Origin of the sequence: Streptomyces sp. DG1A-41 (assembly GCF_037055355.1) — a bacterium.
Taxonomy (GTDB): Bacteria; Actinomycetota; Actinomycetes; order Streptomycetales; family Streptomycetaceae; genus Streptomyces.
On the sequence record NZ_CP146350.1, the window covers coordinates 6,726,858 to 6,751,136 of the forward strand.

At 68.1% G+C, this 24,279-nt stretch carries 12 protein-coding genes, 1 tRNA gene, 2 rRNA genes and 2 pseudogenes; 14 read left to right on the top strand and 3 right to left on the bottom strand.

Annotated elements, in window-relative coordinates:
• Window positions 1-103 precede the first annotated feature (103 nt).
• From V8690_RS31525 to V8690_RS31540, 4 genes are all read left to right on the top strand, one after another.
• Window positions 104-3,223, top strand: a 23S ribosomal RNA gene (locus V8690_RS31525).
• Between the two features lie 89 nt (window positions 3,224-3,312).
• Window positions 3,313-3,429: ribosomal RNA gene (rrf, locus tag V8690_RS31530) — 5S ribosomal RNA — on the top strand.
• A gap of 114 nt (window positions 3,430-3,543) precedes the next feature.
• The gene (locus V8690_RS31535) at window positions 3,544-4,206 is read left to right on the top strand and encodes a DegT/DnrJ/EryC1/StrS family aminotransferase (RefSeq protein ID WP_338785520.1); all 663 of its coding nucleotides are present in this window, start codon (window positions 3,544-3,546) and stop codon (window positions 4,204-4,206) included.
• 73 nt (window positions 4,207-4,279) lie between these two features.
• Window positions 4,280-4,355, top strand: a tRNA-Thr gene (locus V8690_RS31540).
• A 43-nt stretch (window positions 4,356-4,398) separates the two neighbouring features.
• Here V8690_RS31540 and V8690_RS31545 read toward each other — a convergent pair.
• Window positions 4,399-7,151, bottom strand: a pseudogene (locus V8690_RS31545) (SpoIIE family protein phosphatase).
• A 380-nt stretch (window positions 7,152-7,531) separates the two neighbouring features.
• Here V8690_RS31545 and V8690_RS31550 point away from each other — a divergent pair.
• From V8690_RS31550 to V8690_RS31595, 10 genes and pseudogenes are all read left to right on the top strand, one after another.
• Entirely contained in the window at window positions 7,532-13,000 is a 5,469-nt protein-coding gene (locus V8690_RS31550; RefSeq protein WP_338783485.1) for a HAMP domain-containing protein, read from the top strand.
• Window positions 13,001-13,307: 307 nt separating this feature from the next.
• Window positions 13,308-13,988 carry a response regulator gene (locus tag V8690_RS31555; protein WP_338783486.1) on the top strand — a complete coding sequence of 227 codons (681 nt, stop codon included), beginning with the start codon at window positions 13,308-13,310 and terminating at the stop codon, window positions 13,986-13,988.
• Between the two features lie 127 nt (window positions 13,989-14,115).
• On the top strand, window positions 14,116-16,848 hold the full coding sequence (locus tag V8690_RS31560) for a DNA translocase FtsK (RefSeq protein ID WP_338783488.1): 2,733 nt from the start codon (window positions 14,116-14,118) through the stop codon (window positions 16,846-16,848).
• A gap of 263 nt (window positions 16,849-17,111) precedes the next feature.
• On the top strand, window positions 17,112-17,960 hold the full coding sequence (locus tag V8690_RS31565; RefSeq protein ID WP_338783489.1) for a RodZ domain-containing protein: 849 nt from the start codon (window positions 17,112-17,114) through the stop codon (window positions 17,958-17,960).
• Between the two features lie 93 nt (window positions 17,961-18,053).
• Entirely contained in the window at window positions 18,054-19,538 is a 1,485-nt protein-coding gene (gene rimO / locus V8690_RS31570; protein WP_338783490.1) for a 30S ribosomal protein S12 methylthiotransferase RimO, read from the top strand.
• Window positions 19,535-20,394: pseudogene (gene pgsA / locus V8690_RS31575) on the top strand (CDP-diacylglycerol--glycerol-3-phosphate 3-phosphatidyltransferase). Before rimO ends, pgsA begins: the two are co-directional and overlap by 4 nt.
• Complete coding sequence (locus tag V8690_RS31580; protein WP_338783491.1) at window positions 20,391-20,936, top strand: CinA family protein; 546 nt, start codon at window positions 20,391-20,393, stop codon at window positions 20,934-20,936. Before pgsA ends, V8690_RS31580 begins: the two are co-directional and overlap by 4 nt.
• Before the next feature lie 109 nt (window positions 20,937-21,045).
• A complete protein-coding gene (locus V8690_RS31585; protein ID WP_003993396.1) occupies window positions 21,046-21,426 on the top strand; it encodes a helix-turn-helix transcriptional regulator in 381 nt (126 codons plus the stop codon).
• A 222-nt stretch (window positions 21,427-21,648) separates the two neighbouring features.
• Window positions 21,649-22,119 (top strand): DNA starvation/stationary phase protection protein, encoded by a 471-nt coding sequence (locus tag V8690_RS31590; protein WP_338783492.1) that lies wholly within the window; start codon window positions 21,649-21,651, stop codon window positions 22,117-22,119.
• A gap of 175 nt (window positions 22,120-22,294) precedes the next feature.
• Window positions 22,295-22,552, top strand: a complete 258-nt coding sequence (locus V8690_RS31595; protein WP_338785521.1) for a hypothetical protein — start codon at window positions 22,295-22,297, stop codon at window positions 22,550-22,552.
• Between the two features lie 83 nt (window positions 22,553-22,635).
• Here V8690_RS31595 and V8690_RS31600 read toward each other — a convergent pair whose 3' ends face one another.
• Both V8690_RS31600 and V8690_RS31605 read right to left on the bottom strand, forming a co-directional pair.
• Window positions 22,636-23,400: an SDR family NAD(P)-dependent oxidoreductase gene (locus tag V8690_RS31600; RefSeq protein WP_338783493.1), complete on the bottom strand. Its 765-nt coding sequence runs from the start codon at window positions 23,398-23,400 to the stop codon at window positions 22,636-22,638.
• Between the two features lie 32 nt (window positions 23,401-23,432).
• Window positions 23,433-24,260 (bottom strand): DNA-formamidopyrimidine glycosylase family protein, encoded by an 828-nt coding sequence (locus tag V8690_RS31605; RefSeq protein ID WP_338783495.1) that lies wholly within the window; start codon window positions 24,258-24,260, stop codon window positions 23,433-23,435.
• Between the last annotated feature and the right edge of the window lie 19 nt (window positions 24,261-24,279).

Here is a 24,279-nt window from a genome sequence, read left to right on the forward strand (position 1 = left end):
ATGAACTTTCCTCGGCGCCGGCCCCAGTGAACTCGCCCTCAGGGGTGGGGTGATGGGTGGCTGGTCGTTGTTTGAGAACTGCACAGTGGACGCGAGCATCTGTGGCCAAGTTTTTAAGGGCGCACGGTGGATGCCTTGGCACCAGGAACCGATGAAGGACGTGGGAGGCCACGATAGGCCCCGGGGAGTCGTCAACCAGGCTTTGATCCGGGGGTGTCCGAATGGGGAAACCCGGCAGTCGTCATGGGCTGTCACCCGCTGCTGAACACATAGGCAGTGTGGAGGGAACGCGGGGAAGTGAAACATCTCAGTACCCGCAGGAAGAGAAAACAACCGTGATTCCGGGAGTAGTGGCGAGCGAAACCGGATGAGGCCAAACCGTATGCGTGTGAGACCCGGCAGGGGTTGCGTATACGGGGTTGTGGGATCTCTCTTTCATGGTCTGCCGGCCGTGAGACGAGTCAGAAACCGTTGATGTAGGCGAAGGACATGCGAAAGGTCCGGCGTAGAGGGTAAGACCCCCGTAGTCGAAACGTCAGCGGCTCGTTTGAGAGACACCCAAGTAGCACGGGGCCCGAGAAATCCCGTGTGAATCTGGCGGGACCACCCGCTAAGCCTAAATATTCCCTGGTGACCGATAGCGGATAGTACCGTGAGGGAATGGTGAAAAGTACCCCGGGAGGGGAGTGAAATAGTACCTGAAACCGTGTGCCTACAAGCCGTGGGAGCGTCGGGCAAGCACTTGTGCTTGCCTCGTGACTGCGTGCCTTTTGAAGAATGAGCCTGCGAGTTTGCGGTGTGTTGCGAGGTTAACCCGGGTGGGGTAGCCGTAGCGAAAGCGAGTCCGAATAGGGCGTTTGAGTAGCACGCTCAAGACCCGAAGCGGAGTGATCTAGCCATGGGCAGGTTGAAGCGGAGGTAAGACTTCGTGGAGGACCGAACCCACCAGGGTTGAAAACCTGGGGGATGACCTGTGGTTAGGGGTGAAAGGCCAATCAAACTCCGTGATAGCTGGTTCTCCCCGAAATGCATTTAGGTGCAGCGTCGTGTGTTTCTTGCCGGAGGTAGAGCACTGGATAGGCGATGGGCCCTACCGGGTTACTGACCTTAGCCAAACTCCGAATGCCGGTAAGTGAGAGCGCGGCAGTGAGACTGTGGGGGATAAGCTCCATGGTCGAGAGGGAAACAGCCCAGAGCATCGACTAAGGCCCCTAAGCGTACGCTAAGTGGGAAAGGATGTGGAGTCGCAGAGACAACCAGGAGGTTGGCTTAGAAGCAGCCACCCTTGAAAGAGTGCGTAATAGCTCACTGGTCTAGTGATTCCGCGCCGACAATGTAGCGGGGCTCAAGCGTACCGCCGAAGTCGTGTCATTCATACAACAGCCCCAACGGGTGTGTGGATGGGTAGGGGAGCGTCGTGTGCCGGGTGAAGCAGCCGCGTAAGCGAGTTGTGGACGGTTCACGAGTGAGAATGCAGGCATGAGTAGCGATTCACACGTGAGAAACGTGTGCGCCGATTGACTAAGGGTTCCTGGGTCAAGCTGATCTGCCCAGGGTAAGTCGGGACCTAAGGCGAGGCCGACAGGCGTAGTCGATGGATAACCGGTTGATATTCCGGTACCCGCTGTGAAGCGTCAAACATCGAGCCCGCTGATGCTAAGGCCGTGAAGCCGCCCTGGAGCCTTCGGGCAAAGGGGAGTGGTGGAGCCGCCGGACCAAGGTGGTAGTAGGTGAGTGATGGGGTGACGCAGGAAGGTAGTCCATCCCGGGCGGTGGTTGTCCCGGGGTAAGGGTGTAGGACGTCAGGTAGGTAAATCCGCCTGGCAATAGTCTGAGACCTGATGCCGAGCCGATTGTGGTGAAGTGGATGATCCTATGCTGTCGAGAAAAGCCTCTAGCGAGTTTCATGGCGGCCCGTACCCTAAACCGACTCAGGTGGTCAGGTAGAGAATACCGAGGCGTTCGGGTGAACTATGGTTAAGGAACTCGGCAAAATGCCCCCGTAACTTCGGGAGAAGGGGGGCCACATCCGGTGAGAGGACTTGCTCCTTGAGCTGGGGGTGGCCGCAGAGACCAGCGAGAAGCGACTGTTTACTAAAAACACAGGTCCGTGCGAAGCCGTAAGGCGATGTATACGGACTGACGCCTGCCCGGTGCTGGAACGTTAAGGGGACCGGTTAGCTCACTTTCGGGTGGGCGAAGCTGAGAACTTAAGCGCCAGTAAACGGCGGTGGTAACTATAACCATCCTAAGGTAGCGAAATTCCTTGTCGGGTAAGTTCCGACCTGCACGAATGGCGTAACGACTTCTCGACTGTCTCAACCATAGGCCCGGTGAAATTGCACTACGAGTAAAGATGCTCGTTTCGCGCAGCAGGACGGAAAGACCCCGGGACCTTTACTACAGTTTGATATTGGTGTTCGGTTCGGCTTGTGTAGGATAGCTGGGAGACTGTGAAGCTTGGACGCCAGTTCAGGTGGAGTCGTCGTTGAAATACCAGTCTGGTCGTGCTGGATGTCTAACCTGGGTCCGTGATCCGGATCAGGGACAGTGTCTGATGGGTAGTTTAACTGGGGCGGTTGCCTCCTAAAGGGTAACGGAGGCGCCCAAAGGTTCCCTCAGCCTGGTTGGCAATCAGGTGTTGAGTGTAAGTGCACAAGGGAGCTTGACTGTGAGACCGACGGGTCGAGCAGGGACGAAAGTCGGGACTAGTGATCCGGCGGTGGCTTGTGGAAGCGCCGTCGCTCAACGGATAAAAGGTACCCCGGGGATAACAGGCTGATCTTCCCCAAGAGTCCATATCGACGGGATGGTTTGGCACCTCGATGTCGGCTCGTCGCATCCTGGGGCTGGAGTCGGTCCCAAGGGTTGGGCTGTTCGCCCATTAAAGCGGTACGCGAGCTGGGTTTAGAACGTCGTGAGACAGTTCGGTCCCTATCCGCTGTGCGCGTAGGAGTCTTGAGAAGGGCTGTCCCTAGTACGAGAGGACCGGGACGGACGAACCTCTGGTGTGCCAGTTGTTCTGCCAAGGGCATGGCTGGTTGGCTACGTTCGGGAGGGATAACCGCTGAAAGCATCTAAGCGGGAAGCCTGCTTCGAGATGAGGACTCCCACCCACTTGATGGGGTAAGGCTCCCAGTAGACGACTGGGTTGATAGGCCGGATATGGAAGCACGGTAACGTGTGGAGTTGACCGGTACTAATAGGCCGAGGGCTTGTCCTCAGTTGCTCGCGTCCACTGTGTTGGTTCTGAAACCACGAACAGCCCCATGCCATGGTCACGGTGTGGTGCGGTTGTCAGTTTCATAGTGTTTCGGTGGTTATAGCGTAGGGGAAACGCCCGGTTACATTCCGAACCCGGAAGCTAAGCCTTACAGCGCCGATGGTACTGCAGGGGGGACCCTGTGGGAGAGTAGGACGCCGCCGAACAAATATTGACAGGGTTGGACCCGGAACTTCGGTTACGGGTCCAACCCTTTTTTGTTCTCCGTCACTTGAAGTTCACGTTGCGCGATCAGCATCCACAGCATGGGTACTGCTGCAATGCTCAGGGCCGCCGGTGTCGGACTCGGTGACGAGGTGGTCGTGCCGGCCTTCGGGAACGTCGAAGTCGCCGAGGCCGTGGCCAAGGCCGGGGCACTGCCGGTGTTCGCCGACATAGATCCGGTCACCTACTGCCTCGACACTTCCGCTGTGGAAGCGGCGGTGACTCCGCGGACCGCGGCCGTGGTGGTCGTGCACCGCTTCGGGCGGCTCGCCGACATCGCGCGGCTGCACGCGCTGGGAGCTCGGCACGGGCTGCTCGTGCTGGAGCAGGGGGAGTCCGAGGCGCCGTACGACGAGATAGCCCAGCGCAGGGAGCGGGCGGCTTATCTCCATGCGAAGTTGAGGGGTGTGCGGACGCCGGACGACGGTGACGGGCACACCTATCAGCAGTACGTCGTGCGGGTTCCGGGCAACGGGCGCCCGGACCGGGACGCTTTCGCACGGGCTGTGCGGGCCAGGGGAGTCGAGTGCCGGGTGCCGGTGAAGACTCCGGTGCATCGACTGCCCGAGTTCCGGCGGTGTGTTTCCCTTCCGGAGACGGAGCGTGCTTCCGACGAAACGCTTGCACTGCCTGTGGACGCCACCCTGACCAAGCGGGACATGCAGCGGATCGTGTCCGCCTGTAATGCCCTTGGAGGGCTTCTTCAGCCCGCCTTCTGACGTGGTTGGGAGCACGGGTCTGTCCGGGGTATGATCTATTCCGTTGCCGCGCGGGAACACCGCAACGCGACAGGCCCCTATAGCTCAGTCGGCAGAGCGTCTCCATGGTAAGGAGAAGGTCAACGGTTCGATTCCGTTTGGGGGCTCCAGCAGAAAAGGCCCCACCCTCACGGGTGGGGCCTTTTTCGTGTCCTAGTCCTTGTGGAGGCCCGGGACGCGCATCGCCAGGATCGCCATGTCGTCGGACGGGGCGTCCGACGCGAAGCGTTCCACCGCGCGCATGATGCGGGCCGCGACCGCGCCGGCCGTGAGGCCCGTGCAGGTCGTGAGGACGTCGGCGAGGCCGTCGTCGCCCAGCATGCGGGCGCCTTCACGGCGTTCGGTGACGCCGTCCGTAACGCACAGGAGGACGTCGCCCGGGTCGAGGGTGACCGTCTGCTCGTAGAGCTCCAGGTCGTCGATGACGCCGAGGAGCGGCTGGGGTTCGGCTGCCGGTTCCACCGAGCCGTCCTGGCGCAGGCGCAGCGGGAGCGGATGGCCGGCGCAGACGACCTTCAGTTCGGCGCTGCCGTCCTCCTGGGGGCGCATCTCGCCGTAGAGGAGGGTGAGGAAGCGGCTGCGGGCGCCTTCGTCGAGGATGGCGGAGTTCAGGCGTTCCAGGACCGCCGGGCCGCTGAGGCCCTCGCGGGCCAGGAGGCGCAGGGCGTGGCGGGCCAGGCCCGTGACCGCCGCCGCGTTCGGGCCCGTACCGCAGACGTCGCCGATGGCGAACCCGTAGGCGCCGTCGCGGATGGGGAAGACGTCGTAGAAGTCGCCGCCGACCTCGTTGCCCTCGCCTGCCGCGCGGTAGATGACCTCGACCTCGACTCCCTCGATCGTGGGGAGCTCCGGCGGGAGGAGGCTGCGCTGAAGGGACTGGCTGATGGCCGTGCGCTCGGAGTAGAGGCGGGCGTTGTCCAAGGCCAGGGCGGCTCGGCGGGACAGGTCCTCGGCGAGTTCCAGGATTTCCTGGCGGAAGTGTTCGTCGGTCGGCTTGCCGAGGGTCAGCATGCCGATGACGCGGTTGCGGGCGACCAGGGGGAGGACGACCGTCTCGCCGCCCACCGCGGAGGCCGTGGCGAGCGTCGGGCCGATGCCGGGGGTGACCTGGCGGGTCGGGCCGCCGCTGAGGCCGAGGCTGCGCATGGAGCTGCGCAGGGCCGCCTGGTGGGCCACCTCGGCGGGGGCCGTCCAGACGCGGGCGCCGGGGGTGGGGACCGGGTCGGGCGGGGGCACCTTCGACAGCAGGGACTTGATGCCGTCGATGAGTTCCTCGTCCTCGTGCAGGACGTACGAGAGGTACGGCTCGGAGGCCTGGTCGGCGATCGTGTAGACGGCGCACCAGGTCGCCAGGGTCGGAACCGTCATCTGGGCCATCAGGGCCAGGGTCTGGTCGCGGTCCAGGGTGCCGGCCAGCAGGTCGGAGGCCTCGACGAGGAAGCTCAGGGAGCCGCGGCGCAGGCGTTCCAGTTCGCCGAGGCGGGCCGATTCGACGGCGAGCGCGATGCGGTCGGCGGCGAACTGGAGGCGCAGGGCCTCCTCGTTGGAGTATCTGCCCGGGGCCTCGGCGGCGACGCCGAGGGAGCCGGTGAGGCGGCCCTCGACCTTCAGCGGGACCGTGACGACCGCGCGCATGCCCGTGCCGTTCAGCAGCGGCACCGCGCCGGGGACCGCCGTCAGGTCGTCGTGGACGGCCGGCATGCGGGCGGAGCCGTAGCGGCCGGAGCCGGCCTCGACGGGGACGCGGGCGAAGCGCTGGCGGGCGGAGGGAAGGCCCGTGGAGGCGCGGACCTCCAGTTCCGTCTCGTCGTCGGTGGCCAGGAGGAGGAACGCGGAGTCGCCGTCGAGCATGTCGCGGGCGCGTTCGACCGTGCGCTGGAGGAGGCCGTCGAGGTCGTCCGGGGCGGGGGAGCCGATGAACACCTCGAAGGGGTCGGTGCTCTGGCCCTCGGAGGTGGTTGAGGTGTCGGAGGCGGGGACGCGCAGGGGGGTCTGGAGAACGGCCCGTTCGTGGTCCCGTACGAGGAGGCACACGGTTGACGGTTCGCCGCCGGTGTCGCGGACGCGCAGGTGGGAGGCGTAGACGGGGGTCACGCGGCCGTTGGCGGCGCGGATGCCGTAACTGCCCTCCCAGCGGGAGAGCTGGAGTGCCTCCGCGATGCCGGTGCTGGTGCCCGGGGTGTGAGGCCAGGCCGCGAGGTCGGTCAGGGGCTTGCCGGTGACCTGCTCGGCCGGGTAGCCGAAGAGGTCCTCGGCGTCCTCGTTCCAGGCGGTGATGTGGCCGGTGCGGTCGATCTGGATGACGGCCACGCGGACCCGGCCGTCGGCGAGGGGGAGGAGGTCGGCGGGGAGGGCCGGGCCGGCCGCGCGGGTGCCTACCGCCCTGGCCGGGAGGTCGAGTTGGAACCAGACGGTCTTGTGGGTGGGGGTGTACTCGACGCCCCAGCGGCCGGCGAGGGCCGCGCACAGTTGGAGGCCGCGTCCGCCCTCGCGGTCGGGGCTGCCCATGTTGACGGCCGAGCCCTGGAGCGGGATCTCACGCTCGGGGTATCGGTCGGCCACCTCGATGCGCACGCCCTCGTCGCTGCGCAGGCAGAGCAGGTCGGCGGAGGTGCCGGCGTGGACCACGGCGTTGGTCACCAGTTCGCTGGTGAGAACGACGGCGTCGTCGACGATGTCGGCGAAGCCCCAGCCCTGGAGGGTGTCGCGGACGAAGGAGCGGGCGCTCGCGACAGATCGCCCGACGGGCTCGAAACTGGCGGCCGCGCGCGCGGTGATCACAGAACTCCTCGACCGGTTCTCGATGTGCTGGGCTGCGGGGCCGACCGGCTCGCGCCGCTGTTGCGGCAGGCCGCCCGTCGGCCGGGGGTCCGGGGGCTGTCCCCCGGGATCAGTCCGGTGGTCATGTTGTGCGGCCGCCCCTCCGATGCCCGCTCGTCTTCGTGCCACCGCCCAGGCCGGACGGACCGGCGCGGCTGGACAGCCGGATGCAAGGTTACTTACCTTCGCGGTCCATGCGGATGCCGGTCTGCAGTGTTTCCGTCCGGAGGGTGTGCGGACGATGTGCGAAGCTGCCGAACTGTTATGGCCTGGTTCGGCCAGGGTGAAACACTGGGCAAGCTTCTTGTGAAAGTCCGGGCAGGCTGAGTGTCTTCTGCGTACGGGGGGCAGCAGCCCCCTGGGAACGGCCTGGTATGCAGGGCGGAGAATACGCAGTAGTAACCGGTACGCCGAGCGTGGTACCTCAGCACAGCAGTGACGGTCGAACCCCTGCGGGAGGGACACAGTGGAGTCTGGCGCAGCGACGCGTGGCACGAAGACGCGCGCGAAAGGCGGACAGTCCCCAAGCAATCAGGGCAAAGTGCGCAGCGGCACGACGGAAGTGGACACGGCAGCCCTGAACCGGCTGATGGTTGCCCTGGTGGCGATGCGGGACGGCAACTTCCGCAAGCGGCTCACGGTGTCCGGGGACGGCGTGATGGCCGAGATCGCGGCGGTTTTCAACGAGGTGGCCGACCGCAATCTGCATCTGACGGGTGAGCTCTCGCGGGTGCGGCGCATGGTGGGCCGGGAGGGCAAGCTCACCGAGCGGCTGGAGACGGGGGCCTGTGAGGGCTCCTGGGCGACCGCGATCGACAACTCGAACGCACTGGTGGACGACCTGGTGCGGCCGGTTTCCGAGGTCAGCCGGGTGCTGTCGGCGGTGGCCGAGGGTGATCTGTCGCCGCGTATGGAGTTGCGGACGCAGGTGCCGGACGGGAACGGGCAGCCGCTGCGCGGCGAGTTCCTGAAGGTCGGGCGGACCGTCAACAATCTGGTCGACCAGCTGTCGACGTTCACCGACGAGGTCACGCGTGTGGCCAGTGAGGTGGGCACCGAGGGCAAGCTGGGCGGGCAGGCCCGTGTACGTGGTATGTCGGGTTCGTGGCGGGATCTCACGGACTCCGTCAACACGATGGCGTATCGGCTCACCGCTCAGGTGCGGGATATCGCGTTGGTGACGACGGCGGTCGCCAAGGGGGATCTGTCCCGGAAGGTCACGGTTCAGGTGGCCGGCGAGATGCTGGAGCTGAAGAACACCGTCAACACGATGGTGGACCAGCTGTCGGCGTTCTCCTCCGAGGTGACCCGGGTGGCCCGTGAGGTGGGCACCGAGGGTGCGCTGGGCGGGCAGGCGCAGGTGCCCGGGGTCGCGGGTGTGTGGAAGGAACTCACCGATTCGGTGAACACCATGGCCGGGAACCTCACGGCCCAGGTGCGCGGGATCGCGGAGGTGACGACGGCGGTCGCCAACGGTGACCTGTCGCGGAAGGTGACCGTGCCGGCGCGGGGCGAGGTGGCCCAGCTCGCCGAGACGATCAACCAGATGACCGAGACGCTGCGGATCTTCGCGGACGAGGTCACGCGTGTGGCCAACGAGGTCGGGGCCGAGGGGCGGCTCGGCGGCCAGGCGAATGTGCCGGGTGCGGCGGGGACGTGGAAGGACCTCACCGATTCGGTGAACACGGTCTTCCGGAACCTGACCACTCAGGTGCGGGACATCGCCGCGGTGACGACGGCCGTGGCCAATGGTGATCTGTCGCAGAAGGTCACCGTGGACGTGGCCGGCGAGATGCTGGAGCTGAAGAACACCGTCAACACGATGGTCGACCAGCTCTCCGCCTTCGGTGCCGAAGTGACGCGTGTGGCACGTGAGATCGGTGTCGAGGGTGAGCTGGGCGGTCAGGCACAGGTGCCGGGCGCGGCCGGGACGTGGAAGGACCTGACGGACTCCGTCAACACGGCGTTCCGGAACCTCACCGGACAGGTGAGGAACATCGCCCAGGTGACGACGGCGGTGGCCAACGGTGACCTGTCGCAGAAGGTCACGGTCGACGTCTCCGGCGAGATGCTCAAGCTGAAGAACACCGTGAACACGATGGTGGACCAGCTGTCGAGCTTCGCCGACCAGGTGACCCGGATGGCCCGGGACGTGGGCACGGAGGGCCGCCTCGGCGGCCAGGCCCGGGTCGACGGCGTGTCGGGCACGTGGAAGGAGCTCACCGACTCCGTCAACTCCATGGCCGGGAACCTCACCTCCCAGGTGCGCAACATCGCGCAGGTGACGACGGCAGTGGCCCGGGGCGACCTGTCGCAGAAGATCGACGTCGACGCGCGCGGGGAGATCCTCGAGCTGAAGAACACCATCAACACGATGGTCGACCAGCTCTCGGCCTTCGCCGACCAGGTGACCAGGGTCGCCCGTGAGGTGGGTACGGACGGCCGGCTGGGCGGTCAGGCGCAGGTGCCCGGGGTCGCCGGTGTGTGGCGTGACCTGACCGACTCCGTGAACGGCATGGCCGGCAACCTCACCGCGCAGGTGCGCAACATCGCCCAGGTGGCGACCGCGGTGGCCCGGGGTGACCTGTCCCAGAAGATCACCGTGGACGCGCGCGGGGAGATCCTGGAGCTGAAGAACACCCTGAACACGATGGTGGACCAGCTGTCGTCGTTCGCCCAGGAGGTCACGCGTGTGGCCCGTGAGGTGGGTACGGAGGGCATCCTGGGCGGCCAGGCCGAGGTGCAGGGCGTCTCCGGCACCTGGAAGGACCTCACCCAGTCCGTGAACGGCATGGCGAACAACCTGACCATCCAGGTGCGCAACATCGCCGAGGTCACGACCGCGGTCGCCCGGGGCGATCTGTCGAAGAAGATCACCGTCGACGCCAAGGGCGAGATCCTCGAACTCGTGACGACCGTCAACACGATGGTCGACCAGCTGTCCTCCTTCGCCGAGCAGGTGACCCGGGTGGCCCGTGAGGTGGGTACCGAGGGCATCCTGGGCGGCCAGGCCCACGTGCCGGGTGTCACGGGCATCTGGAAGGACCTGAGCGACAACGTCAACCTGATGGCCAAGAACCTGACCACTCAGGTGCGGAACATCTCCCAGGTCTCGGCGGCGGTGGCCAACGGTGACCTGACGCGGCAGGTCACGATCGAGGCGCGCGGTGAGGTCGCGCAGCTCGCCGACACCATCAACACGATGGTGAAGACGCTGAGTTCGTTCGCCGAGCAGGTCACCAAGGTGGCCCGTGAGGTGGGCACGGACGGCATCCTGGGCGGGCAGGCGCACGTGCCGGGTGTGGCCGGTACGTGGAAGGACCTGACCGAGTCCGTGAACCAGATGGCGTCCAACCTGACCGGCCAGGTGCGCAACATCGCCATGGTGACCACGGCCATCGCCAAGGGTGACCTGACGAAGAAGATCGACATCGACGCGCGCGGGGAGATCCTGGAGCTGAAGACGACCATCAACACGATGGTCGACCAGCTGTCGTCCTTCGCCGAGGAGGTCACCCGGGTCGCCCGTGAGGTGGGCACGGAAGGGCAGCTCGGCGGGCAGGCACGCGTGCGTGACGTCGACGGCACCTGGCGGGACCTGACCGAGTCCGTGAACGAGATGGCCGGGAACCTGACCCGGCAGGTGCGTGCCATCGCGCGCGTGGCGACCGCGGTGACCCGGGGCGACCTGAACCTGAAGATCGACGTGGACGCGTCCGGCGAGATCCAGGAACTCCAGGACTACATCAACAAGATGATCGCCAACCTGCGCGACACCACGATCGCCAACAAGGAGCAGGACTGGCTCAAGGGAAACCTGGCCCGTATCTCCGCGCTGATGCAGGGCCGCCGCGACCTGGAGGACGTGGCCTCGCTGATCATGAGCGAGCTGACCCCGGTCGTCTCCGCGCAGCACGGCGCGTTCTTCCTCACGATGCCGCTCGTCGACGGCGAGGACATGAACGCCGCGGACGACGATCACTACGAGCTGCGCATGCTGGGCTCGTACGGCTACTCGATGGGCTCCATGCCGACGTCGTTCCGGCCGGGTGAGGGGCTGATCGGGACGGCTGCCACGGAGAAGCGGACGATCCTCGTGGAGAACGCGCCGAGCGGCTACCTGAAGATCTCCTCCGGGCTCGGCGAGGCGCCGCCCGCGCAGGTGATCGTGCTGCCGGTGCTGTTCGAGGGGAAGGTGCTCGGCGTCATCGAGCTGGCGTCCTTCACGCCGTTCACCCAGATCCAGAAGGACTTCCTCAACCAGATCGCGGAGATGATCGCGACGAGCGTCAACACGATCTCGGTGAACACCAAGACCGAGCGGCTGCTGGCGCAGTCGCAGGAGCTCACCGAGCAGCTGCGTGAGCGTTCCGCCGAGTTGGAGCAGCGGCAGAAGGCCCTCCAGGCGTCCAACGCCGAACTGGAGGAGAAGGCCGAGCTGCTGGCCCAGCAGAACCGCGACATCGAGGTGAAGAACACCGAGATCGAGGAGGCGCGGCAGGTCCTGGAGGAGCGCGCCGAGCAGCTCGCCGTGTCGATGCGCTACAAGAGCGAGTTCCTGGCGAACATGTCGCACGAGCTGCGCACGCCGCTCAACTCCCTGCTGATCCTGGCCAAGCTGCTCGCCGACAATGCCGAGGGAAACCTCTCCCCGAAGCAGGTCGAGTTCGCCGAGACGATCCACGGGGCCGGTTCGGACCTGTTGCAGCTCATCAACGACATCCTCGACCTGTCGAAGGTCGAGGCGGGCAAGATGGACGTCTCCCCGACACGGATCGCGCTCGTCCAGCTCGTGGACTACGTGGAGGCGACCTTCCGGCCGCTGACGGCGGAGAAGGGCCTGGACCTGTCCGTGCGGGTCTCCCCGGAGCTGCCGGCCACGCTGCACACCGACGAGCAGCGGCTGCTCCAGGTGCTGCGCAACCTGCTGTCGAACGCGGTGAAGTTCACCGACTCCGGGTCGGTGGAGCTGGTCATCAGGCCGGCGCGGGACGACGTGCCGCAGAAGATCCGGGAGCAGCTGCTGGAGACCGGGTCGCTGACCGACCCGGAGGCCGAGCTGATCGCGTTCTCCGTGACCGACACCGGGATCGGCATCGCGTCCAGCAAGATGCGGGTGATCTTCGAGGCGTTCAAGCAGGCCGACGGTACGACCAGCCGCAAGTACGGCGGTACGGGTCTCGGCCTGTCCATCTCGCGCGAGATCGCCCAGCTGCTCGGCGGTGAGATCCACGCGCAGAGCGAGCCGGGCCGTGGCTCGACATTCACGCTGTACCTGCCGTTGCACCCCAGCGAACTGCCGCCGCAGGGCTACCAGCAGCAGCTGCCGGCCCTGGAGGCCAGTGACCTGATGTCGTCGTCCGACCTGTCCGAGTTGTCCGAGGTCGAGGTCGAGACGCCGGCCGAGGTGAAGTCGTACAACGAGACACAGAACGGGCCGGCCGCCCTGTTCCGGCGCCGCCGCAGGATGCCTGAGCTGGCGCCGCGCCCGGCGCAGCAGGAGCAGTGGACGCCCGCGGAGCAGGAGACGACGCCGAAGCCGCAGCGCGGCATCCGGTTCGGCGGCCAGAAGGTCCTGATCGTCGACGACGACATCCGCAACGTCTTCGCGCTGACCAGCGTCCTGGAGCAGCACGGCCTGTCCGTGCTGTACGCCGAGAACGGTCGTGAGGGCATCGAGGTGCTGGAGCAGCACGACGACGTGGCGGTCGTCCTGATGGACATCATGATGCCCGAGATGGATGGGTACGCGACGACCACGGCGATCCGCAGGATGCCGCAGTTCGCCGGGCTGCCGATCATCGCGCTGACCGCGAAGGCGATGAAGGGCGACCGGGAGAAGGCGATCGAGTCGGGCGCCTCCGACTACGTCACGAAGCCGGTCGACCCCGATCACCTGCTGACGGTGATGGACCAGTGGATGCGAGGGGAATGAGGGGAACGTTGGGCCGTAACGCAACGTTGGCGGGAAGGTTCGGTGTTCACACGGAGTTGCGGACTCGGTGTGCGCATAGTCGTGTAGAAGTACGAGATCTGGGGAACCTTCTGGTCTCCTGCTGCGTTTCTGCTACGTGCACAGTGACATCACGGTGACAGGGTGTGGCGACAGGCGGGGTGCGGCTACGATGACCGGCACAAGGACGGGCGGCGCAAGGGAGTCGTCCCCTGGGGCGGCACCCACCGGTGCATCCTCAGGTCCTGCGGACAGGGGAGGCCCCACGCCGGGGCGAGGAGGGCGGGCCATGGTGCAGAAGGCCAAGATCCTCCTGGTCGATGACCGGCCGGAGAATCTGCTTGCGCTGGAGGCGATCCTCTCTGCGCTCGATCAGACGCTGGTGCGGGCATCGTCCGGGGAGGAAGCGCTCAAAGCGCTGCTCACGGACGACTTCGCGGTCATTCTGCTGGATGTCCAGATGCCGGGCATGGACGGCTTCGAAACAGCCGCGCACATCAAGCGGCGGGAGCGGACCCGGGACATCCCGATCATCTTCCTCACCGCGATCAACCACGGGCCGCATCACACCTTCCGGGGTTACGCGGCGGGCGCGGTCGACTACATCTCCAAGCCGTTCGACCCGTGGGTGCTGCGCGCGAAGGTCTCCGTCTTCGTCGAGCTGTACATGAAGAACTGCCAGCTGCGCGAGCAGGCGTCGCTGCTGCGGCTCCAGTTGGAGGGCAACGGCAAGGACGCGGGCGGCGAGGCCAAGGAGTCGGCCGGGCTGCTCGCCGAGCTCTCGGCGCGGCTCGCGGCCGTCGAGGAGCAGGCGGAGGCGCTGACCAAGCAGCTCAACGACGACTCGACGGATGCCGCGGCGGTGGCCACGGCGGCTCATCTGGAGCGCAAGCTCACGGGGTTGCGGCGGGCGCTGGACGCGCTGGAGCCGGGCGCCGGGAGCACATCGTCGGTGCCCTCGCAGAACTGACGCCCGGGCAGGCCTGGTTGCCCACCCATGAGCGCGCGTCAGTTCTGTGCCTCTCCCGGAGCGACACGAACGGGTGAAGCCGCAGGCACACGTGTCCCTTGTCGTCTCCCCCGGTAACCTCACACCCATGGCCTCACGTTCTTCCGCAGCCAAGAAGCCGCCCGCGAAGAAGGCGGCCGGTTCGGCGAAGGCTCCGGCGAAGAAGGCCGCTGCCAAAAAGGCCCCCGCGAAGAAGGCGCCCGCCAAGGCCGCGGCGAAGAAGGCCGCGCCCAAACCGGCTCCGAGCCCGACCGGAGGCATCTACCGGCTCGTGCGCGCCCTGTGGCTCGGTGTCGCACATGCCGTCGGTGCCGTGTTCCGCGGCATAGGGCAGGGCGCCAAGAACCTCGACCCGGCCCACCGCAAGGACGGCGTCGCCCTGCTGCTGCTCGGCATCGCGCTGATCGTCGCCGCGGGCACCTGGGCCGACTTGAAGGGCCCCGTGGGCGACCTGGTCGAGATCCTGGTGACCGGTGCCTTCGGGCGGCTCGACCTGCTCGTGCCGATCCTGCTCGCCGTCATCGCGGTGCGGTTCATCCGCCACCCGGAGAAGCCCGAGGCGAACGGACGCATCGTCATCGGCCTGTCCGCGCTCGTCATCGGCGTGCTCGGCCAGGTCCACATCGCCTGCGGCTCACCCGCGCGCGGCGAGGGCATGCAAGCCATAAGGGACGCCGGCGGCCTCATCGGCTGGGCCATGGCGACCCCGCTGTCGTACGCCATGGGCCACGTGCTCGCCGTGCCGCTGCTCGTGCTGCTGACGATCTTCGGGCTGCTGGTCGTCACGGCCACCCCGGTCAACGCCATCCCGCAGCGGCTGCGGCTGCTCGGGGTGCGGCTCGGGATCGTCCGCGACCCGGCCGAGGACGAGTTCGGGGAGGACGACGAGCGCTACGACGAGCAGTGGCGTGAGGCGCTGCCAGCCCGCCCGCGTGGCAGGCGTGCGCCGGCGCCCACGGCGTACGACCCCGACAGCGCCGAGCAGGAGGCGCTCTCCCGGCGCCGCGGCCGTCCCCGGCGGTCCGCCGTGCCGCAGCCCGACATGGACCGGCCCGTGGACGCCGTGGACGTCGCCGCGGCGGCCGCCGCAGCGCTCGACGGGGCCGTGCTGCACGGGATGCCGCCCTCGCCGATCGTCGCCGACCTCACCCAGGGCGTGACCGTCGGGGACCGCGAGGGGACCACGCCGACGCCCGTCCCGGCCGCCCGGCCCCAGCAGGAGAAGCTCAAGCAGGACAAGCCCGAGCAGGAGAAGCCGAGGGCGGGCGTCCGCGACCTCACCAAGGCCCCGCCCGCCAAGCCCCGCGACCTGCCTCCGCGCGCGGAACAGCTCCAGCTGTCCGGGGACATCACGTACGCGCTGCCGTCGCTCGACCTGCTGGAGCGCGGCGGCCCGGGCAAGGCCCGCAGCGCCGCCAACGACGCCATAGTCGCCGCGCTGACCAACGTCTTCACCGAGTTCAAAGTGGACGCCAACGTCACCGGCTTCACGCGCGGGCCGACGGTCACGCGCTACGAGATCGAGCTCGGCCCCGCCGTGAAGGTCGAGCGGATCACCGCGCTGGCCAAGAACATCGCCTACGCCGTCGCCAGCCCGGACGTGCGGATCATCAGCCCGATCCCCGGCAAGTCCGCGGTCGGCATCGAGATCCCGAACACCGACCGCGAGATGGTCAACCTCGGTGACGTGCTGCGACTCGCTGAGTCCGCGGAGGACGACGACCCGATGCTGGTCGCCTTCGGCAAGGACGTCGAGGGCGGCTACGTCATGCACTCGCTGGCGAAGATGCCGCACATGCTGGTCGCCGGCGCCACCGGCTCCGGCAAGTCGTCCTGCATCAACTGCCTGATCACCTCGATCATGATGCGGGCGACCCCCGAGGACGTCCGGATGATCCTCGTCGACCCCAAGCGGGTCGAGCTGACCGCCTACGAGGGCATCCCTCACCTGATCACACCGATCATCACCAACCCCAAGCGCGCCGCCGAGGCGCTCCAGTGGGTCGTACGCGAGATGGACCTGCGCTACGACGACCTGGCGGCCTACGGCTACCGGCACATCGACGACTTCAACCGGGCCGTGCGCGAGGGCAAGGTCAAGCCGCCCGAGGGCAGCGAGCGCGAGCTCCAGCCGTACCCGTATCTGCTGGTCATCGTCGACGAGCTGGCCGACCTGATGATGGTCGCGCCGCGGGACGTCGAGGACGCGATCGTGCGCATCACGCAGCTCGCGCGCGCGGCCGGCATCCACCTGGTGCTCGCCACCCAGCGGCCGTCGGTCGACGTCGTCACCGGCCTGATCAAGGCGAACGTGCCGTCGCGGCTGGCCTTCGCCACGTCGTCGCTGGCCGACTCGCGGGTCATCCTCGACCAGCCGGGCGCCGAGAAGCTCATCGGCAAGGGCGACGGGCTGTTCCTGCCGATGGGGGCCAACAAGCCCACCCGTATGCAGGGCGCCTTCGTGACCGAGGAGGAGATCGCGGGCGTCGTGCAGCACTGCAAGGACCAGATGGCGCCCGTCTTCCGGGACGACGTCGTCGTCGGGACCAAGCAGAAGAAGGAGATCGACGAGGACATCGGCGACGACCTCGACCTGCTGTGCCAGGCGGCAGAACTGGTCGTCTCCACGCAGTTCGGGTCCACGTCCATGCTTCAGCGCAAACTGCGGGTCGGCTTCGCCAAGGCCGGGCGGCTGATGGACCTCATGGAGTCCCGGAACATCGTCGGACCGAGCGAGGGTTCCAAGGCTCGTGACGTTCTTGTGAAGCCTGACGAGCTGGATGGCGTGCTCGCGCTGATCCGGGGGGAGTCTGAAGGGTAGGGAAGCGGGACATGCCGGTCGCCTCGCCGAGTTGTACTGCAATCGGGTGTCCGGATCGTGACTCACCCGTAAGGGGGCATCGAGCAACCGTTTCCCATCGCCGTACGTCAAGTTGAGGGAAGCGACAGGCAGCTTCCCCACCATGGGAATGTCGGGCCATTCCGATGGCGTACAAAGTGCCACCGCCCGGTTGCCCCACCCATTTGTACCCCCCCTAGACTGAACCTCCAGCACAGGCGGCTATACGCTCGAAAGGCGCCCCCGTGTCCATCGGCAACTCCCCTGAAGACGAGCGTCCGTTCGCAGACGAGCGCGTCGAAGAAGACCGCGAGGAAGCCCGCCCCTCCATCGGCCGTGCCCTTCAGCAGGCGCGTATCGCCGCTGGGCTGACCGTCGACGACATCAGTAGCGCCACCCGGGTCCGCATGAACATCGTGCACGCCATCGAGGCGGACGACTTCACCGCCTGCGGTGGGGACGTCTATGCCCGAGGGCACATCAGGACCCTGGCCAAGGCTGTCCACCTCGACCCCGCGCCGCTGCTCGCCCGGTACGGCGACGAGCACGGCGGGCGCCCGGCACCGACCCCGGCAGCTCCCCTGTTCGAGGCGGAACGTATCCGTCCGGAGCGGCGGGGGCCCAACTGGACCGCGGCCATGGTCGCCGCGATCGTCGCCGTGGTCGGTTTCGTCGGGTTCACCATGTTCCAGGGCGGCGACGACAGCGCCAACGAGGCGAATGTGACCGAGGGCTCCACTCCCGGCGAATCCGCCTCCCCGACCACCAAGACCAAGAAGCCCGCCGACCCCAAGCCCGAGGCGTCCGACAGCGCCATCGCGGCCGCGCCCCAGGACAAGGTGACGGTCCAGGTGGCCGCCGTCGACGGCCGCAGCTGGATCGCCGCCAAGGACCACAACGGCCGGATGATCTTCGACGGCGTCCTCAAGCAGGGCGACACCAAGACCTTCCAGGACAGCTCGAAGGTCCACCTCGTCCTCGGCGACGCCGGCGCGATCGACCTCTTCGTCAACGGCAAGAAGATCAAGGACGACTTCCAGCCGGGCGCCGTGGAGCGCCTGACGTACACGAAAGGCGACCCCGAAGCCGGATAACCGGTCCGAGGGACGCAGTCACCACGGGGTTGGCCGGGAAACGGCCAACCCCGTCGACGTGGGGTGTCAGCGGGACGAAGTACTCTTGAGCCCATGCCTGAACGCCGTACCGTCGCACTCGTCACCCTTGGCTGCGCCCGTAACGAGGTGGACTCGGAGGAGCTCGCAGGCCGTTTGGAGGCGGACGGCTGGCAGCTCGTGGAGGACGCCGAGGACGCGGACGTCGCTGTCGTGAACACCTGCGGCTTCGTCGAGGCCGCAAAGAAGGACTCCGTCGACGCCCTCCTGGAGGCCAACGACCTCAAGGGACACGGCAGAACCCAGGCCGTCGTGGCGGTGGGCTGCATGGCCGAGCGGTACGGCAAGGAACTCGCCGAGGCCCTCCCGGAGGCCGACGGCGTGCTCGGGTTCGACGACTACACGAACATCTCGGACCGGCTCCAGACCATCCTCAACGGCGGCATCCACGCCTCGCACACCCCGCGCGACCGGCGCAAGCTGCTGCCGATCAGCCCGGCGGAGCGCCAGGAGTCGGCCACCGCGGTCGCGCTGCCCGGGCACGCCCCGGCCGACCTTCCGGAGGGCCTCGCCCCGGCCTCCGGCCCGCGTGCGCCCCTGCGGCGCCGTCTGGACGGCTCCCCGGTCGCGTCCGTGAAGCTCGCCTCCGGCTGTGACCGGCGCTGCTCCTTCTGCGCCATCCCGTCCTTCCGCGGCTCCTTCATCTCCCGCCGCCCGAGCGACGTGCTGAACGAGACGCGCTGGCTGGCCGAGCAGGGAGTGAAGGAGATCATGCTGGTCTCCGAGAACAACACCTCCTACGGCAAGGACCTCGGCGACATCCGCCTGCTGGAGTCGCTGCTGCCCGAGCTCGCCGAGGTGGACGGCATCGAGCGGGTCCGGGTGAGCTACCTCCAGCCCGCGGAGATGCGGCCCGGCCTGATCGACGTGCTGACGTCGACCCCGAAGGTCGCGCCCTACTTCGACCTGTCCTTCCAGCACTCCGCGCCCGGCGTGCTGCGCGCGATGCGCCGCTTCGGCGACACCGACCGGTTCCTGGAACTGCTCGACACCATCCGCAGCAAGGCGCCCGAGGCCGGCGTGCGCTCCAACTTCATCGTCGGCTTCCCCGGCGAGAGCGAGGCCGACCTCGCCGAACTGGAGCGGTTCCTGAACGGCGCGCGGCTGGACGCCATCGGCGTCTTCGGCTACTCCGACGAGGAGGGCACCGAGGCGGCGACCTACGAGAACAAGCTCGACGAGGACGTCGTCGCCGAGCGGCTGGCCCGCGTCTCGCGGCTGGCCGAGGAACTCGTCTCACAGCGCGCCGAGGAGCGCGTCGGCCAGACGGTGCACGTGCTCGTCGAGTCCGTCGACGACGAGGAGGGCGTGTACGGCCGCGCGGCGCACCAGGCGCCCGAGACGGACGGCCAGGTGATGCTCACGAGCGGCGCGGGGCTGAGCAGCGGCCGTATGGTCGAGGCGAAGGTGGTCGGTACGGAGGGCGTCGACCTGGTGGCCGAGCCGCTTCAGGGCTCGTTCGCGTCGCCGGCGTGGAGTGGTGAGGAGGCGGGCAGATGACCGGTGTTCCGGCATCCGCGGCGGGAGGCCCCTCCGGCGCGAGGAGGGCGGCGGCGGGTGCGGCCTCGGGCAAGGTTCCCGGGGCCGCGGTGGGCCGTGGGGCCGCGCGGTCGGCCGAGGGCGGGGCGTCCGGTACGGCGCCCGGTGCACGGCATGGTGCGGCGTCCGGTGCGGGTGACGGCGGGGCCGGCCGGAGAGCGCCGTCGTCGATGCACAGGACGACGGGAAGCCCGCGCGGGGCGGGAAGCTGGCGGCCGCGGCCGTCAACCAGGCCAGTGTCTGGAACGTCGCCAACCTCCTGACCATGCTCCGGCTGGTCCTCGTGCCGGCCTTCGTCGCGCTGCTGCTCGCCGACGGCGGATACGACCCGGCGTGGCGGTCCCTCGCCTGGGCGGCCTTCGCCATCGCCATGATCACCGACCTCTTCGACGGTCACCTGGCGCGCACCTACAACCTCGTCACGGACTTCGGGAAGATCGCCGACCCCATCGCCGACAAGGCGATCATGGGGGCGGCGCTGATCTGTCTGTCCGCGCTCGGCGATCTGCCGTGGTGGGTGACCGGCGTCATCCTCGGCCGGGAACTCGGGATCACCCTGCTGCGTTTTGTGGTCATCCGGTACGGCGTCATCCCCGCCAGCCGCGGAGGCAAGCTCAAGACTCTCACGCAGGGCGTGGCGGTGGGCATGTACGTGCTGGCGCTGACGGGGTGGCTGGCCACGCTGAGGTTCTGGGTGATGGCCGCGGCGGTCGTTCTGACCGTGGTGACCGGGCTCGACTATGTGAAACAGGCCATTGTGCTGCGCAGGCGGGGAATCGCCGAGCGCAAGGCCGCGTTGGAGGAGAAGGAAGCGTGAGTTCCACGGCCACCGACGTGGTGCGACTACTCACGGTGAAGAGAAGGACGCTCGCTGTCGCGGAATCGCTGACCGGTGGCCTCGTTGGGGCGGAGATCACATCCGTCCCCGGGGCGTCCAAGGTCTTCCGGGGCTCGGTGACGGCCTATGCCACCGAACTTAAGCATGAACTGCTGGGTGTCGACGCCACCCTGCTGGCGGCCCGAGGAGCGGTGGATCCGCAGGTCGCGGCCCAGATGGCGGCCGGAGCGCGCAAGGTGCTCGGCGCGGACTGGGGCATCGCGACCACCGGTGTCGCCGGCCCCGATCCGCAGGACGGACAAGCCGTCGGGACGGTCTTCGTCGCTGTGGACGGACCCCTGAGGGCCGATTCCGGTTCTGCCGGCGGCGGAAAAGTGAAGGGTCTGCGGTTGAACGGCGACCGCGAGGAAATTCGTAGAGAGAGTGTACGGAGCGTACTCGCACTGCTCCTGGAGGAGCTTGCGGGCGAACAGACTGGGAATGAGCGGGCACAGGATACGGAACGGAACGGGGGGTTTTGATGTTTGCAGCCCTGAGTGAACACGACATCGCTCCCCGCACGGCCGCGGCGCAAGGCGGTACGGTGGGGCGTAATGGATGCGGCTACGCGGTCCGAGGAGGGAGCCACCGATGATTCTGCTCCGTCGCCTGCTGGGTGACGTGCTGCGTCGGCAGCGCCAGCGCCAGGGCCGTACTCTGCGCGAAGTCTCCTCGTCCGCCCGAGTCTCACTCGGCTATCTCTCCGAGGTGGAGCGGGGGCAGAAGGAGGCTTCCTCCGAACTGCTCTCCGCCATCTGCGACGCGCTGGACGTACGGATGTCCGAGCTCATGCGGGAAGTGAGCGACGAACTCGCCCTTGCCGAGCTGGCCCAGTCCGCTGCGGCCACCCCCAGCGAACCTGTGCCCACGCCGGTTCGCCCGATGCTGGGTTCTGTTTCGGTGACCGGTGTGCCACCGGAACGGGTGACCATCAAGGCGCCCGCCGAGGCGGTGGACGTCGTCGCCGCGTGACGCTTAGCGCGTGCGTGGCATGAACGAGCGGCGCTGACCAGGCGCCGATAGTGGTGAGGCCCCGGCCGGGGTTCTCCGGGAGAACCGGAGGGGTGTCGGTCGGGGTTTTCGCTTGACTGCGGACTACCGGGTGAGGTTGTGCCCGATTTGTTTGCGTTTGCCGGTGGGGCGTGCGGCGGTCATCGTTGAGGGGATGGCGGGGGGCAGTCAACGGAGGTGCGGATGTACGTCGTGAAGAGCCCGCTGTCCGACGCGAGCCTGAAGACCGTGTCCGAGGCGTTGCAGGGCGCCCTCGTCGACCTGGTGGACCTCGCCCTCGTGGCGAAGCAGATCCACTGGAACGTGGTGGGGCCGCGCTTCCGTTCCGTGCATCTCCAGCTCGACGAGGTTGTCGACACCGCGCGACAGCATTCCGACACCGTGGCGGAGCGCGCCGCGGCGCTCGGGATTCCGCCCGACGGGCGTGCCGCGACGGTCGCCGTCGGCAGCGGGATCGGTGTGACCCCCGAGGGGTGGGTCGATGACGCGACCGCTGTGGGGGCGCTCGTCGAGGCGCTGGGCGCGGTGATCGCGCGGATGCGGGAGCGGGTCGAGGCGACCGGTGAGCCGGATCCGGTGAGCCAGGACATCTTCATCGGGATCACGGCAGACCTGGAGAAGCATCACTGGATGTTCCAGGCCGAGAACGGGTGACCGGAGCGGGCGCGGCAGCGGGCGACGGGCCGACCCGGGGGTTCGCCGCTCGGGGTTTCCCGGCTCGCGGGTTCGCTGCTCGGCGCAGTGGGGTGTGCGGTGGGCCTGTGTGCCGTTGGTGCGCCCTGTCCGCCGGCCCGAGCGTCCGAATATCGTCGGGCTGGAGGTGGCGGCCATGGCGGGGGTAGGGCGCTGGGGGGCCCGCGGAGCTGCGGTGGGACTGGGGGCGCTGTGGTGGTGGGCGGTGCTGCGGCTGGCGGTTGCGCCCGGGGCCGGGGTGCTGGAGGCGGCGGTCGCGGCCGGGGGGTGGGGGCTGAGTGTGCTGCCGGTGCACTGCGTGCCGAAAGGGCGGGCGAGTGGAGCGGTTGATACCGGGCGGTGGCGGGGGGTGTTGGGGGCGGGGGGCCGGGGTGTCGTGTCGCGGCGGGGGTGATGTCAGGGTGGGCTACTTCGGGTGTTACTCCGGTGACAGAGGCGCCGGATGTGCGGGGTGTGTGTCTGATGGGCCGGTGTGCCTCACCAGGGCATCGCCACACCGCCGTTCGGGCGGATGATCTGGCCCGTCGTGAAGGCCGAGGCGTCGGATGCCAGGTGCAGGACCGCGTGGGCGATGTCCTCGGGGGTGCCGACCCTGCCCAGGGGGGACATGCGGGCCATGACGGCCGCGGTGTGCGCCTGGGCCCCGTTGTCGTGGTGGTCGGTCATGGGCGTACGGATCCAGCCGGGCGCGACCGTGTTGACGCGGATGCCGTGCCGGCCGACCTCGGTCGCGAGGGTCTTGGTCAGCTGGACCACCGCCGCCTTCGCCGCGCCGTAGCAGAGCAGCCCGGGGGCGCCGGTGTCGACGGCGCCCGAGGCCATGGTGACGATGCTGCCCCCGGTGCCCCGGGCGATCATCACGCCGGCCGCCTCCTGGCAGGCGTACAGCACTCCTTTGAAGTTGACGTCGAGCACCCGGTCGAGGTCCTCGTCCCGGGTCTCCAGGACCGGGCTGCTGTGCATGATCCCGGCGATCGCGGCCAGGACGTCCAGGCGTTCGCAGGAGGTGATGGCCTGCCTCAGCCGGGCGCGGTCGGTGACGTCGAGGCCGTGGGTGTGTGCGGTGCCGCCGCCGTCCTTGATCAGGGTCGCTGTCTCGTGCAGGCCCTCGGTGTCGCGGTCCGCGCAGTGCACGGTGGCGCCCGCCTCCCCGAGCAGGAGCGCCGAGGCGCGGCCGATGCCGCTCGCGGCGCCGGTGACGAACGCGGTGCGGCCGGTGAGGTCGTACGCCGTGACAGGCATACAGGGACGGTACGAGCGTTTCTGACGGGTCGTCAATTGGAGCGGCTTCGCCGGACCCGGGAAGCGGCCGGGGCGGGGCCCGGCTGGCAGGTGGGGCACCAGTACGTGGGGCGTTCGCGGGAGCCGTCGCCCTGGTCGGCGACGCGGACGGAGGTGTGGCAGCGCAGGCAGGGGCGGGGAGCCCTGCCGTACACGAAGAGATCCTGGCCGCGGCGGCCCGTCGTGCTGCGGATCGGGCGATCGCGGTTGGCCTCCAGCAGCTTCTTGGCGAGTGCGGGCAGCTTGGCGGCGCGCTCGGCGGGCAGGTCGCCGACGGGGAGCCAGGGGGTGACGCCGAGCAGGAAGCACAGCTCGCTCTTGTAGACATTGCCGATACCGGCGAGGTTGCGCTGGTCGAGCAGGGCCTCGCCGAGGGGGCGCGCGGGGTCCTGGAGGAGATGGGCGAGGGCCCGGTCGGGGTCCCAGTCCGGGCCCAGGAGGTCGGGACCGAGGTGGCCGACCACGCGGTGCTCGTCGGTGGTGCGCAGGAGCTCCAGGACTGGGAGGCGGTAGCCGACGGCCGTGCGGTCGGTGTTGCCGAGGATCGCGCGGATCTGGTGGCCGGGGCCGCCGCTCCAGCGCCGGCCGTTCTCGTACACCTTCCAGGAGCCGTCCATGCGCAGGTGGGAGTGCAGGGTCAGGCCGCCCTCGACCCGGGTCAGGAGGTGTTTGCCGCGCGGGATGACGTCGAGGACCGTACGGCCCGTGAGGTCGGCCGTGGCGAGCCGGGGCACCCGGAGGTCGCTGCGGGTCAGCACCTTGCCCGCGAGGGCGCTGTGCAGCCGGCTCGCGGTCTGCCAGACCGTGTCACCTTCGGGCATGGGTCAAGGGTGGCACGGG

What these genes read in the sequence shown, in the direction of transcription:
- V8690_RS31535 (WP_338785520.1), top strand. Translation starts at nt 3,544, where the DNA reads ATGCTCAGGGCCGCCGGTGTCGGACTCGGTGACGAGGTGGTCGTGCCG.
- V8690_RS31555 (WP_338783486.1), top strand. Translation starts at nt 13,308, where the DNA reads ATGGTGCAGAAGGCCAAGATCCTCCTGGTCGATGACCGGCCGGAGAAT.
- V8690_RS31560 (WP_338783488.1), top strand. Translation starts at nt 14,116, where the DNA reads ATGGCCTCACGTTCTTCCGCAGCCAAGAAGCCGCCCGCGAAGAAGGCG.
- rimO (WP_338783490.1), top strand. Translation starts at nt 18,054, where the DNA reads ATGCCTGAACGCCGTACCGTCGCACTCGTCACCCTTGGCTGCGCCCGT.
- V8690_RS31585 (WP_003993396.1), top strand. Translation starts at nt 21,046, where the DNA reads ATGATTCTGCTCCGTCGCCTGCTGGGTGACGTGCTGCGTCGGCAGCGC.
- V8690_RS31590 (WP_338783492.1), top strand. Translation starts at nt 21,649, where the DNA reads ATGTACGTCGTGAAGAGCCCGCTGTCCGACGCGAGCCTGAAGACCGTG.
- V8690_RS31595 (WP_338785521.1), top strand. Translation starts at nt 22,295, where the DNA reads ATGGCGGGGGTAGGGCGCTGGGGGGCCCGCGGAGCTGCGGTGGGACTG.
- V8690_RS31600 (WP_338783493.1), bottom strand. Translation starts at nt 23,400, where the DNA reads ATGCCTGTCACGGCGTACGACCTCACCGGCCGCACCGCGTTCGTCACC.
- V8690_RS31605 (WP_338783495.1), bottom strand. Translation starts at nt 24,260, where the DNA reads ATGCCCGAAGGTGACACGGTCTGGCAGACCGCGAGCCGGCTGCACAGC.